The following is a 14,863-nucleotide window of genomic DNA, read 5'->3' as shown; positions in this document are numbered from 1 at the left end:
TTACGCATGCAAATGCCAATAATGATTGATTTAACAAATATGAATGTAGTTGTTATTGGAGGCGGAAAAATTGCCACTCGTCGCGTAAGTTTGCTCCTTGAATATACATCACAAATTCATGTAGTCAGTCCGCATATTACAGATATATTGGAACAACTAGTACGACAGCAACAGATTACGTGGGAAGAAAAATCTTTTGAAGCATCAGATGTAAACGATGCCGACCTAGTGATTGCCGCTACAAATCAAGCGCATGTTAACGATGAAATTAAAAATCATATATCCCCTCACACACTATTTAATCATGTTGGTAATGCCCAACAAGGTAATATAACGTTTCATAATCAACTTAGAAGAGGAAGATTAACTATCAGTGTCTCCACAGAAGGTGCAAGTCCCAAATTAGGAAAACAAATTATTCAAGATTTATCTGAAACATATGACAAATCTTATGAGAATTATATTGATTTCTTATATGAGGCAAGACAATTAATTAAGGCGAAAGTAATAGATTCGTCTAAGAAACAGCAACTACTTAAAGATATTTTGTCTAAAAAATATTTTAATCAAGCAGAACAACAATCATTTATAAGTTGGCTTGAATCTATGAATTCATATAGATAGAGGACGTCTTGAAGTATGTATAAGAGTTTTAATAATACATTTAACTATGTTTATAAACAGTAAATAATTCGTTATTTAATTAATAGAGGGTACGATGAAGAAAGTTGACATTTCATCGTATCCTCTTCGTTTTTTCCCAAAAAATCGGTACACAGTAAAATACATATTTAAAATAGTGTTTATTTATTGGTTGTAAGTGAAATATTTAATGTAAAGTGATTAATTACATGGAATACAATGGGGATGATGACATGAGTGTATTTTCAGAAGAAGATAAAATAAAAATTTTAGCTGATATTGTAGAAATAAATACTGAAAATGATAATGAGCTTGAGGTTTGTAATTATTTTAAAGCATTATTGAACAAATATGATATTGATTCGAAAATAATAAAAGTTGACAATCGTCGTGCTAATTTAGTTGCTGAAATAGGTGAAGGAAAGCCTAAAATTGCTATATCAGGACACATGGATGTAGTTGACGCAGGAGATTATAATGAATGGAAATATGATCCTTTTAAATTAACTGAAGAAGATGACAAGTTGTATGGACGTGGAACAACAGATATGAAAGGTGGATTAGCAGCATTAATTATAGCCATGATTGAGATTAAGGAATCGGGTCGTTTACAAAAAGGGACAATTAGATTAATGGCTACTGCTGCAGAAGAAAAAGAAATGTCAGGTGCTCAATTATTTAAAGAACAAGGATATGTTAATGATTTAGATGGAATGATCATTGCTGAACCATCAGATGGTTTCGCTTTTTACGCAACAAAGGGATCTATGGGATTAAAAGTAACATCTAAAGGCATACCGGCACATTCATCTTTACCATCATTAGGGCACAACGCAATCAATTCATTAATTGCATTCATACAAAGGATTAAAGAAAAATATGTTGAAATCAAAAAGAACGAAAAAGAACATTCGCTTGATGTTCATCCTTATATTGATGAATGTATTAGAGAGCAAGGTCATTATAATGATGGTGACCTAAAGGAAGATGTGGCAGCAGGCCTAGTAATTGTAAACTCAATTATTAGAGGAGGCGAGCAATTCAATACAGTGCCAGAATCTGCCTACGCAGAATTTAATATAAGAACAGTGCCAGAATATGATAATGTTGCTATTGAAAAGTTATTTAAAGATACTGTAAAAGAAATAGACAGTGAAAGATTATCTGTAGAAGTCACTGTTAATCATCCTACAGTTTATACGCATAAAGATAATCGTTTAATAAACACATTTTTAGAATATAATCACGACTTCAAAGTATCAGGTATGGTTGGTGCAACAGATGCAGCAGAATTACTAGGGGATAAAGATGAAGATTTTGATTTAGCTATTATTGGACCAGGACATATAACGTTGGCACATCAAACAGACGAATATGTTTATAAATCTAGATATTTAGATTATATAGATATGTATCAACAAGTTATATTGAATTATTTGAATCAACATTAATAGATTATCAAATACTAAGATAATAGTAGAAATAAAGCTATTATCTTAGTATTTTTATGTCTGTAATTGTCAGATAAATTACATAAACAGTAATAAATAATATAAATATAATTAAATAATAGCCTAGGCAATGAATTGAAAGCCATTACAACGATATCCAACAATTTTACAAAAAATGTTGGATTATTATGATTCATTTACAAAACATTAACATTGACCACAAACTCTTGTATGTCTGTTAGAGTGTGACTTGTCGTTATTTAACGAGTAAAAAACTTTTATTAATTGAAAATTGAAGGTAGCCACGAGATAAAGAGAATAAACAGTTATATCAATCTTTAGGAGGATATTTAAAATGAAAAAAATCGCTACAGCTACAATCGCAACAGCAGGTTTCGCAACTTTTGGTTTAATGCAACATGATGCAGATGCAGCAGAAAACAATAATAATGGATATAATCCTAATGATCCTTATTCATATGAATACACATACACAATAGACCAACAAGGTAATTACAATTACGATTGGAAAGGTAATTGGAGTCCTAACCAACAGAACCAACAAAATCAACAACAAGCTCAACAACCACAACAAGGTAATTACTATAGTTATTCATATGGTAACCAAGGAACTCAAAGCTACAATTCAAATAACGCTACAACAAATAATAATCAATCTACACAATCTTATACAGCAAATAATTCAAATAACCAAGGTGGCGGATTAGGTGCTGATTATTCAACATCAGATAAAAATATTAAAGTAACTACACAAAATGCGCCATCATCAAATAATTCAACTGCATTTTCAGGTCAATCAAGCTCTGGTTCAAATGCATACACAGCTGGTCAATGTACTTATTATGTATATGACAAAGTTGGCGGAAAAATTAGTTCTAACTGGGGCAACGCTAGCAACTGGGCAAACGCTGCTGCACAAGATGGTTATAATGTAAGTAATTCACCTAAACAAGGTGCAATCATGCAAACATCACAAGGTGCATATGGTCACGTTGCTTATGTTGAAAATGTAAATTCTGACGGTTCAATTAAAGTTTCAGAAATGAACTATAATGGTGGACCAGGTAACGTATCAACTCGTACAATTTCAGCTAGCCAAGCTGGTTCATACAACTATATTTCATAATATAGATTGAGTTTATTAAGACAAACTTACCATGAGGTGGGTTTGTCTTTTTTTATTTTAAAAAATAAGTTATTTATGCTGATTAAAATAAGAGTACTAATATAGTAGCGCACGCATTGTTATCAATTGGATTGCTATCAATAATGTAAGAATTATTTTATAGTTGTTCATTAATTGGTAAAAACTTTATGACAGTTTGGTTAAGTGTCGAGTTATCCATTGAATAACTATATATAGTGGATTAAGTTTAAATTGGACACTATATATAGAAAAGAGTGAAAAGATGAATCAACTAGAACAATCATTAACTGGACTTATAGAAAAAGACCCAACTATAGTAAATGAAAATGCTAATAAAGATAGTAATACTTTTTCCACAATGAGAGATTTAACAGCAGGAATTGTTTCTAAATCATATGCTTTAAATTACTTATTACCTAAACATATAGCGCAAGCACATGAAAGTGGTGATATTCATTTTCATGATTTAGATTATCATCCATTTCAACCTTTAACGAATTGTTGTCTTATAGATGCAGAAAGTATGTTAAAAAATGGCTTTGAAATCGGTAATGCTAATGTAACTTCTCCTAAATCCATTCAAACAGCGTCAGCACAACTTGTACAAATTATTGCTAATGTTTCTAGTAGTCAATACGGTGGTTGTACAGTTGATCGTGTAGACGAATTACTTAGTAAATACGCAGAAAGTAATGAACGGCATCATAGTGAAATGGCTCATAATTATGTGAAAGAAGACCAGATTCAAAAGTATATAGACGAACAAGTTACAAAAGATATTAACGATGCTATAGAAAGTTTGGAATATGAAATTAATACTTTATATACATCAAATGGCCAAACACCTTTTGTGACTTTAGGTTTTGGATTAGGAACTGATCGATTAAGTCGAAAAATACAGCAAGCTATTTTGAATACAAGAATTAAAGGACTAGGTAAAGATAGGGTAACAGCTATTTTCCCAAAATTAGTATTTTCGATTAAAGATGGTGTGAATTTGAAGCAAAATAATCCTAACTATGATATTAAGCAACTCGCATTAGAATGTTCAACGAAACGTATGTATCCAGATATTTTAAATTACGATAAAATTGTTGAATTATTAGGTGATTTTAAGGCACCAATGGGATGTCGATCATTTTTACCAAGTTGGCGCAATGACAAAGGAGAATTTGAAAATAATGGTCGTTGTAATTTAGGTGTCGTGACATTAAATTTACCTAGAATAGCTTTAGAATCAGAAGGGGATATGACGACGTTTTGGAAACTATTTTACGACAAAATGACATTAATGCATGATGCATTAGTATATAGAATTGAACGACTAAAAAGTGCTACAGTCAATAATGCTCCTATTCTGTATAGAAGTGGTGCATTTAAATACAAACTTAACGATGATGAACAAGTCGATACTTTATTCAAAAATAAAAGAGCTACCATTTCTATGGGTTACATTGGGTTATATGAAACTGCAACAGTTTTTTATGGACCTGAATGGGAGGATAATCAAGAAGCTAAAGCATTTACGCTAGAAATATTAAAGGAAATGAAACGTCTTCAAGAACAATGGACCAATCAATATGATATTTGGTTCAGTATTTATAGTACACCGAGTGAATCTTTGACAGATCGCTTCTGTCGATTAGATAAAGAACGGTTCGGTGACATTCCAGATATCACAGATAAAGGTTATTACCAAAATTCATTTCATTATGATGTAAGAAAAGATATTACACCATTTGAAAAAATTGATTTTGAAAAGGATTATCCATATTATGCGAGCGGTGGCTTTATACATTATTGCGAATACCCAAAATTGAATCATAATATTAAGGCATTAGAGACAGTATGGGATTACGCTTATGAAAGAGTAGGGTACCTAGGAACAAATATTCCTATTGACCATTGTTATGAATGTGGCTTTGATGGAGATTTTGAGTCTACTAAGAAAGGTTATAAATGTCCACAATGCGGCAATGATAACCCAGAAACAGTAGATGTAGTTAAACGTACATGTGGCTATTTAGGTAATCCAGTACAACGTCCTGTCATTGAAGGTAGACATAAAGAAATGTGCGCCCGTGTTAAACATATGAAGGAATCTAAAGCATGAAATCTTATTTGAAAATTGAAAATGGGCGTGGATATATCGCTAAAATAGAGACGCATAGTTTTGTAGATGGAGAAGGCGTACGTTGTAGTGTCTACGTTTCTGGTTGTCCATTTCAATGTCTTAATTGTTATAACGAAGCTGCACAAAATTTTAGATATGGAGAACCTTTTACAGATGATATATTAGAAGAAATTATCACATATTGTGAACCTAATTTTATAAGTGGCATAAGTATTTTAGGTGGAGAACCATTTTGTAATTTAGACGTAACCTTGAAGTTAGTACAAACGTTTCGACAACATTTTGGACAGCAAAAGTCTATATGGGTATGGACTGGGTTTCAATATGAATATTTAGCGCAAAATAAAGGTAAACGTCATCAATTATTAGAATATGTAGACGTTTTAGTGGATGGAATGTTTATAACACAATTGTATCGTCCTAACTTACCTTATAAAGGATCATTAAATCAAAGAGTCATTGATGTGCCACTTTCTTTAAAGAACCATCATGTAGTTGAATATATTCATAGCGGTCCATCAACATTTGAGTATGTATAATCATGTGATGAATTAAAATAGTTGAATAGGGAAATATAATAGTAAGTCAATGGTAGAGAAGGTGAGACATTATGTGGTTACTAATTGGTAAATGGATTATCGCCATCGGTCTTATCGCAGGTTCAATTATCGAAGAAACTATTTATAAAAAACGACGTCAAGCGAAGAAACAGAATAAATGAATAAGTGAAATGAGACATACCTGAGACATAAAACCTAAAATAATAACACTAAGATGATTTATTTTAATCATCTTAGTGCTTTCTTTATATCCAATACTTCGTATTGTATGGCTTCGCTATGCCCAACTTGCTTTGCTTGTAGAAACTGATTTAATCAGTTTCTCTGTGTTGGGTCCCTTCCTAGGGTATAGTTTCAGCCAGAAATACTACACAGATAAATCTGTGAGAATTTCTAAGGTCTTCAACTAGTACTGTTCCCTCAGAAGTCTCGCCATAAATACTACGTATTTATATGTCATGTTATATTAAAAAACTTTTTCACTTGTCCAAAAATTTTATGTCCTAGACACTAAAATTATGTATTTTCTCAATTGTTACTAATTTTTGACTGTATTAAAACCATTGATACAACAGTTCTGATAGATATTTTATACATAAAAAAACATGATTTTGATTTTATAATCAAATATGAAAATATATACTTATCACATATTAAAGTGATAAAATATTAATGTTCCAAAATTTAACTTCAATAAAGATTAGGGGTTCATGAATTGCTACTATTTATAATAGAAATCATCATTATGATTTTAGCAGTGCTACTCGGTTTAAGAACAGCTGGCGCGCTTGGCTGTGGAATCTTTGCCATCGTAGCCCAACTTATTATGATCTTCGGATTTCAATTGCCACCAGGTTCAGCACCAGTAACTGCAGTATTAATTATACTTTCAATAGGTATAGCAGGAGGTACGTTACAAGCTACTGGCGGGATTGATTATCTAGTATATATTGCATCAAAAGTTATCGAAAGATTTCCTAAATCAATCATTTTTATCGCACCTATGATTGTATTTATCTTTGTTTTTGGTATAGGTACTGCAAATATTGCTTTATCATTAGAACCAATTATTGCAAAGACCGCTCAAAAAGCCCATATACAGCCTAAAAAGGCTTTAACTGCATCAGTTTTGACAGCTAATTTAGCACTTTTATGTAGTCCAGCTGCATCAGCTACAGCATACATCATTTCTGTATTAGCAGGTTATGAAATTTCAATGGGTAAATATTTAAGTATCGTATTACCTACTGCTATATTGAGTATGCTTTTATTAAGTGTATTTTGTACGTTTGTCGGTAAAAAAGATCCAATACCATCACATAAGTTAGTTGAGTTACCTGAAGAAACGTTGCAAAGTCAATTTTCTAAAAAGGTTAAATTTGGCGTGCTAGCATTCTTATTATGTGTATTGTGTATTTTAACATTCGGCATTTTTCCAAATTTGATGCCATCATTTAATGTGAACGGTAAAACCGTTAATGTTGAAATGACTGATATTGTTCAATTCTTTATGTATTTAAGTGCAGCAACAAACTTATTACTAGCCAAAATTAACACTTCTGACATTTTAACTTCTCATATTACACAGTCAGCATTTGGTGCTTTATTTGCTGTATTAGGACCAGGTTGGTTAGGTGCAACTATATTTAATGCACCGAATAACTTGAAAATATTAAAACAAGATATTGGTGCAACAATTAGTAATACACCCTGGTTAGTTATTATTTTAGTTTCAGTTGTTGCGATGATTGTTATTTCTCAAACTGCGACTGCATCTATAATGGTACCTATCGTTATGAGTTTAGGTATTCCGCCTATTTATTTTGTCGCAATGATCCAAACACTTAATGTTAACTTTGTAATTCCTGCACAACCAACATTATTGTTTGCAGTTGAATTAGATGAGACAGGTAGAACAAGACCAACTAGTTTCATCATTCCAGGATTCTTTGTCATTGTCGTATCTATCATCATTGGTTTTGCATTAAAATTCTTATTAGGTTATTAACAAATATATAAATAAAGCAACTATCTTTCATCATTCGTATGAAAGATAGTTTTTTTATTTGAAATAAATAAATATTCTTTTATTTCGTATAAAAATTCAATATTAAACTAAAGTAAAGTTTGTTCAATACGTTAAATCTAAACTTAACACTGTTGTCACGACAATTAATAGTGATGAATTATATGACGGAAATTATATAAATATTCAATTTGACTGCTGTTATTGTTTGTATGTAATTTGCATTATTATTAAATGTTCGTTATTGTCAATTTTGTGAATCGAATAATTTTGAGCGTGTAACTTTTAGAACATCAAGATTCATAAATCATTTAGTATTAGGGGGATCACGATTGAAAAAGGAAAAAGTTATGGACTGGACGACCTTTATAGGTGTAGTCGTAGTATTACTTATAGCTGTTATACCTATGATGGTTTTCCCGAAAGCAAGTGAAACAATTATTACAGATATCAATAGTGCTATTTCAAATTCCATTGGTTCTGTTTATTTGTTTTTAGGTTTAGTTATATTTTGTTTCGTATTATACATAGCATTTGGCAAGTACGGTAATGTTACCTTGGGTAAAGCAACTGATAAACCAGAATTTAATACTTTCACTTGGGCAGCAATGCTGTTCTGTGCAGGAATAGGTTCAGATATTTTATATTGGGGTGTCATTGAATGGGCATTCTATTATCAAGTGCCACCAAACGGCGCTAAAGGTATGTCTGATGAGGCTCTCCAATACGCCACTCAATATGGCATGTTCCATTGGGGACCAATAGCATGGGCAATTTATGTGCTACCAGCATTACCGATTGGTTATTTAGTATTTGTTAAAAAGCAACCAATTTATAAAATTAGCCAAGCATGCCGTCCAATTTTAAAAGGCCAAACTGACAAATTTGTCGGTAAAGTAGTTGATATCTTATTTATCTTTGGATTATTAGGCGGCGCGGCAACATCATTAGCATTAGGTGTGCCTATGATTTCAGCAGGTATAGAAAGACTTACAGGACTTGATGGTCATAACATGATTATGCGTTCAATCATTCTCTTGACGATTACTGTTGTCTTTGCAGTTAGCTCTTATACTGGACTGAAAAAAGGTATTCAAAAATTAAGTGACGTCAACGTTTGGTTATCGTTCCTACTATTAGCATTTGTATTCATCGTAGGACCAACAATATTTATTATGGAAACAACAGTTACTGGATTAGGGAATATGATTAATGACTTTTTCCATATGGCAACTTGGGTTGAACCATTTGGAGGAATAGGGCACCGTAAAGAGTCTCATTTCCCACAAGATTGGACTATTTTCTATTGGTCATGGTGGTTAGTTTATGCACCATTTATAGGGTTATTTATTGCTCGAATTTCAAAAGGTAGAACATTAAAAGAAGTAGTACTAGGTACAATGTTATATGGTACCTTAGGTTGTGTTCTATTCTTCGGTATTTTTGGTAATTATGCTGTTTATTTACAAATTTCAGGACAATTTAACGTAGTAGATTTTTTAAATCATCACAGTACAGAGTCGACAATTATTGAAGTGATGCATCAACTACCATTCCCATCGCTGATTATTGTTCTATTCCTAGTATCAGCATTCTTATTCTTAGCAACAACATTTGATTCAGGATCATATATTTTAGCTGCTGCATCTCAGAAAAAAGTAATCGGCGAACCATTAAGAGCCAATCGTTTATTTTGGGCATTTGCATTATGTCTATTACCATTCTCATTAATGTTAGTAGGCGGGGAGCGAGCATTAGAAGTTCTAAAAACAGCTTCCATATTAGCCAGTGTACCGCTGATAGTTATATTTATATTTATGATGATTTCATTCTTGATTACTCTAGGTAACGATCGTATCAAGTTACAAACGCGTGCTGAAAAACATAAAGAAATAGAAAGACGCTCATTGAGGATTGTTCAAGTTAGAGAAGAAGAACAAGACGATAATTTATAGAATAAGAAAATGGGAGCGGGACAGAAATATAAAGCACTACTCCTAATTTTATTAGGTTAGTAGTACTTACACATTAGCTTTAGCTAAGGTGTACATTAATGGAACACATGAGTTGAACTCATGCGTAAGAAATACTAATTTCTAAAGAAAAAGTATTTCTTTATCGTTGTCCCACCCCGGCAAGGTTGACTAGATTTGAAAAATAAAGTGTCACTACTATTTTAATAGTTTAGTGATACTTACACATTAGCTTTAGCTAAGGTGTTCCACTAAGGATTACATGAGTTAACACTCATGCATAAGTAATTCTAATTTCTAAAGAAAAAAGAATTACTTTATCAGTCAACTACTGCCTATATATAATTGTAGCCTGAGACATTGATTTATGTCCCAGGCTGATTTTTATTTACCATCATTATGTTCTGGAATAGGGAAGTATTTAAATATTTCACCGGTTTCTAAGGCTTCGCTAAGCTGAGCTAACCACTCGTAATAAACCTTTGAATGGTCGAGTTGTGCTTTGACTTTATTAATGTCTTGACGTTCTTCATCAGTTAAATTGTTGTTATCCAGTAGCGGTTTTAGAAGTGTTTCCGCATCTTTAACAGCTTCCATATTAGTGTCAATTTCTCTTTCCCATTTTTTAGTGAAGAAATTACGAAAGAAAGTGAAGAAATCTTTTTCAGCGATAAAGTGTTGCTTTCTACTACCTCTTGTAAATTGTTGTTTGACGATATCATATTCTTGTAATTTTTTAACCCCTGCACTCATGCTAGGTTTACTCATTTGTAGTTGTTGTCGCATTTCATCAAGTGTCATACTTCCTTCAAACACCATGATACCGTATAGGTTGCCGACACTACGATTAATTCCATATAAATCCATAGTTTCTCCAATGGAATTAATGACCAAGTCTTTGGCTTGCTCGACTTGAGATGAGTAGTTATTCGATTGTGTCATGACTGTACCTCCAATAATAATTATTTTATTTTACCACGTATCACAACAAATTTAACATGATTTCATTTTTTATATGCCAACATTTTATATATTTTATTTTAAAGAGATGAAAAAAGACTATATATTATCATTATTTATTGATGAATATGTGAAAAGATTGCTTTATCATCCCATTGCTCACCAATTCGAATCTGCTGAGATTAAAAAGGAACACCTTAGCTAAAGCTAATGCGTAAGTATCACTAACCTATTAAGAATAGGAGTGATACTTTATTCTCCAGACCTTTTGACGGCTTTCGAAAAGCAGAGTTCTCGGCAGAAGTTCTCATGGTTCGACAAAATTTGAAAAACAATTTTGCTCACCAATTCGAATCTGCTCAAACTCTAACCGCTTATCTCCAGACCTTTTTGATAAATTGACATATTTTCAATTTCTATGCTAACATAATTCTGTAAAATTCGTTAAATAAAAATTTAACAAACTTAACGGAGGTCATTTGATGGAACTTGTAAAGAACTTGTCTAATCGCCAATACATTGATGGTGAATGGGTAGACAGCTCAAATAAAAATACGAGAGAGATTATTAATCCATATAATCAAGAAGTTATTTTTACAGTAGCTGAAGGTACAAAAGAAGATGTAGAACGAGCAATTTTAGCTGCAAGAAGATCATTTGAAGATGGCGAGTTATCTTCAGAAACAGGTGAAGTCAGAGGTCAAAAAGTCAGAGCGATTGCAGATAAAATTAAAGAACATCGTGACGAATTAGCTAAATTAGAAACACTAGATACTGGTAAAACAATGGAAGAGTCATATGCAGATATGGATGACATCCATAATGTATTTATGTATTTTGCTGGTTTAGCAGATAAAGATGGCGGAGAAATTATCAATACGCCAATTCCAAATTCAGAAAGTAAAGTTGTTAAAGAACCAGTAGGCGTAGTGACTCAAATCACACCATGGAATTATCCTTTATTACAAGCATCTTGGAAAATCGCACCGGCCTTAGCAACAGGTTGTTCATTAGTAATGAAACCAAGTGAAATTACGCCTTTAACAACAATTCGTGTCTTTGAACTAATGGAAGAAGTAGGATTTCCTAAAGGTACAATTAACTTAGTATTAGGTTCAGGTGCTGAAATTGGTGACGTCATGTCAGGTCACGAAGAAGTAGATTTAGTGTCATTTACAGGTGGCATTAAAACAGGTAAACATATCATGAAACAGGCTGCAGACCACGTAACTAATGTAGCTTTAGAACTTGGTGGTAAGAACCCTAATGTTATTTTTGATGATGCTGACTTTGAATTAGCAGTAGACCAAGCATTAAATGGTGGTTACTTCCACGCTGGTCAAGTATGCTCAGCGGGTTCTAGAATTTTAGTTCACAACGATATCAAAGAAAAATTTGAAAAAGCACTTATAGATCGCGTTAGTAAAATTAAACTAGGTAATGGCTTTGATGATGATACTGAAATGGGACCAGTTATTTCTCAAGAACATAGAGATAAAATTGAAAATTATATGCAAATTGCAAAAGATGAAGGTGCAACAATTGCTATAGGTGGCAAACGTCCTGAAAGAGAAGATTTACAAGATGGATTATTCTTCGAGCCTACGGTAATTACAGATTGCGATACATCTATGCGTATAGTGCAAGAAGAAGTATTTGGACCAGTTGTTACTGTTGAAGGATTTGCAGATGAAGCAGAAGCAATTCGTTTAGCTAACGATTCAATATATGGATTAGCAGGCGCTGTATTTAGTAAAGATATTGGTAAAGCACAACGTGTAGCTAATAAATTGAAATTAGGTACAGTTTGGATTAACGATTTCCATCCTTACTTTGCACAAGCACCATGGGGTGGATATAAACAATCAGGTATTGGTAGAGAACTTGGTAAAGAAGGCCTAGAAGAGTATTTATCTACTAAACATATCTTAACTAATACAAACCCAGAACCAGTTAACTTCTTTAGTAAATAAAACATAACAATTATTCAGAGGTTTGAATGATGCGCTATTACTTAATAGGTCATTCGGCCTCTTACATATGTAAGAACGATTCAAGATAACTATGAAAGAGATGAATATAAAAACTAAAAAAATTAATTTCGGAGGTTATTTGTGATGAGTAGAAAACATGATTCATATGATTATATTATCATTGGCGGAGGTAGTGCAGGTTCAGTTTTAGGTGCACGACTAAGTGAAGATAAAGATAAAAATGTATTAGTATTAGAAGCGGGACGCAGTGACTATTTCTGGGATTTATTTATTCAAATGCCAGCAGCATTAATGTTCCCTTCAGGAAATCCTTTATATGATTGGATTTATCAAACTGAAGAAGAACCGCACATGGGACGTAAAGTTGACCATGCACGAGGTAAAGTGTTAGGTGGTTCAAGTTCAATTAACGGAATGATCTTCCAAAGAGGTAACCCAATGGATTATGAAGGTTGGGCAGAACCAGAAGGTATGGAAACTTGGGATTTCGCACATTGCTTACCATACTTTAAAAAGTTAGAAACAGCATATGGATCAGCGCCTTATGATAAATACAGAGGTCATGATGGACCAATTAAATTAAAACGAGGTCCTGCAACGAATCCATTATTCAAATCATTCTTTGATGCTGGGGTTGAAGCAGGATATCATAAAACACCAGACGTAAACGGATTCCGACAAGAAGGTTTCGGACCATTTGATAGCCAAGTTCATCACGGACGCCGTATGTCTGCATCAAGAGCATATTTACGACCTGCAATGAGACGTAAAAATTTAGATGTAGAAACAAGAGCATTCGTAACAAAAATTAACTTTGATGGTAGAAGAGCTACAGGTGTGACTTATAAGAAAAACGGCAAAGAAAGAACAATCAATGCCAAAGAAGTTATTTTATCAGGTGGCGCATTTAATACACCACAATTGCTACAATTATCTGGAATTGGTGATTCAGAATTCTTAAAATCTAAAGGTATTGAACCTAGAGTTCATTTACCTGGTGTTGGGGAGAACTTCGAAGATCATTTAGAAGTGTATATCCAACATGAATGTAAAGAACCGGTATCTTTACAACCTAGTTTAGATGTAAAACGTATGCCATTTATTGGATTGCAATGGATTTTTGCTCGAAAAGGTGCAGCAGCTTCTAACCACTTTGAAGGTGGAGGATTTGTACGTTCAAATAACGAAGTAGACTATCCTAACTTAATGTTCCACTTCTTGCCAATCGCAGTTCGCTATGATGGTCAAAAAGCACCAGTAGCGCACGGTTATCAAGTACACGTTGGACCTATGTACTCTAATTCACGCGGTAGCTTAAAAATTAAATCTAAAGATCCATTTGAAAAGCCAAGTATAGTATTTAATTATCTTTCAACTAAAGAAGACGAACGTGAATGGGTAGAAGCTATTCGAGTTGCAAGAAATATCTTATCTCAAAAAGCGATGGATCCATTTAATGCAGGAGAAATTTCACCTGGACCTTCTGTACAAACAGATGAAGAAATTTTAGATTGGGTGCGTAAAGACGGAGAAACTGCATTACATCCATCATGTAGTGCTAAAATGGGACCAGCATCAGATCCAATGGCAGTTGTTGATCCACTTACTATGAAAGTACATGGTATGGAAAATTTACGTGTCGTAGATGCTTCTGCTATGCCTAGAACAACTAACGGTAATATCCATGCACCAGTACTTATGTTAGCTGAAAAAGCTGCAGATATTATTCGAGGTAGAAAACCTTTAGAACCTCAATATGTAGATTATTATAAACATGGTGTACATGATGAAATGGCAGGCGCTAAAGAAAACGATCCATTTTATAAACACTAATTAATTATATGATTTCAATCACTTCAATATGACAATGCTCATATTGGAGTGATTTTTTTCTAAATTTATGTCATTTTTAGTCAATAAAAGTGTGACACAACAATAAACGGGAATAACATATT

Annotated in this window: 10 protein-coding genes; 9 read left to right on the top strand and 1 reads right to left on the bottom strand. The window is 32.9% G+C overall.

Going from position 1 to position 14,863, the window contains the following annotated elements; all coding sequences use genetic code 11:
• Positions 1–6: 6 nt before the first annotated feature.
• The 7 genes from Q4528_RS01330 (at position 7) to Q4528_RS01300 (ending at position 9,936) form a co-directional block, all read left to right on the top strand.
• The gene (locus Q4528_RS01330; protein WP_303520239.1) at positions 7–624 is read left to right on the top strand and encodes an NAD(P)-binding protein; all 618 of its coding nucleotides are present in this window, start codon (positions 7–9) and stop codon (positions 622–624) included.
• Positions 625–875: 251 nt separating this feature from the next.
• Positions 876–2,093, top strand: coding sequence for an ArgE/DapE family deacylase (locus Q4528_RS01325; RefSeq protein WP_046467181.1), 1,218 nt, complete (start codon positions 876–878; stop codon positions 2,091–2,093).
• A 355-nt stretch (positions 2,094–2,448) separates the two neighbouring features.
• Positions 2,449–3,240, top strand: coding sequence for a CHAP domain-containing protein (locus Q4528_RS01320; protein ID WP_017636659.1), 792 nt, complete (start codon positions 2,449–2,451; stop codon positions 3,238–3,240).
• 283 nt (positions 3,241–3,523) lie between these two features.
• The gene (gene nrdD / locus Q4528_RS01315; RefSeq protein WP_046466953.1) at positions 3,524–5,374 is read left to right on the top strand and encodes an anaerobic ribonucleoside-triphosphate reductase; all 1,851 of its coding nucleotides are present in this window, start codon (positions 3,524–3,526) and stop codon (positions 5,372–5,374) included.
• Positions 5,371–5,934: an anaerobic ribonucleoside-triphosphate reductase activating protein gene (gene nrdG, locus Q4528_RS01310; RefSeq protein WP_046466954.1), complete on the top strand. Its 564-nt coding sequence runs from the start codon at positions 5,371–5,373 to the stop codon at positions 5,932–5,934. Before nrdD ends, nrdG begins: the two co-directional genes overlap by 4 nt.
• Positions 5,935–6,670: 736 nt before the next feature.
• The gene (locus Q4528_RS01305; RefSeq protein ID WP_046466955.1) at positions 6,671–7,963 is read left to right on the top strand and encodes an anaerobic C4-dicarboxylate transporter family protein; all 1,293 of its coding nucleotides are present in this window, start codon (positions 6,671–6,673) and stop codon (positions 7,961–7,963) included.
• Between the two features lie 350 nt (positions 7,964–8,313).
• On the top strand, positions 8,314–9,936 hold the full coding sequence (locus Q4528_RS01300; protein ID WP_017636654.1) for a BCCT family transporter: 1,623 nt from the start codon (positions 8,314–8,316) through the stop codon (positions 9,934–9,936).
• 402 nt (positions 9,937–10,338) lie between these two features.
• On the opposite strand, the gene cudC is transcribed toward Q4528_RS01300, so the two are convergent.
• Positions 10,339–10,896, bottom strand: a complete 558-nt coding sequence (gene cudC, locus Q4528_RS01295; protein ID WP_303520234.1) for a choline uptake/conversion transcriptional regulator CudC — start codon at positions 10,894–10,896, stop codon at positions 10,339–10,341.
• A 500-nt stretch (positions 10,897–11,396) separates the two neighbouring features.
• Here cudC and betB point away from each other — a divergent pair, with 500 nt between their 5' ends.
• Entirely contained in the window at positions 11,397–12,887 is a 1,491-nt protein-coding gene (gene betB / locus Q4528_RS01290) for a betaine-aldehyde dehydrogenase (protein WP_046466957.1), read from the top strand.
• 144 nt (positions 12,888–13,031) lie between these two features.
• Entirely contained in the window at positions 13,032–14,741 is a 1,710-nt protein-coding gene (gene betA / locus Q4528_RS01285) for a choline dehydrogenase (RefSeq protein WP_017636651.1), read from the top strand.
• The last annotated feature ends 122 nt before the right edge of the window (positions 14,742–14,863 follow it).

This window comes from Staphylococcus pasteuri, assembly GCF_030547725.1.
GTDB classification, from domain to species: Bacteria; Bacillota; Bacilli; order Staphylococcales; family Staphylococcaceae; genus Staphylococcus; species Staphylococcus pasteuri.
This window is presented reverse-complemented; position numbering and strand designations above follow the sequence as displayed.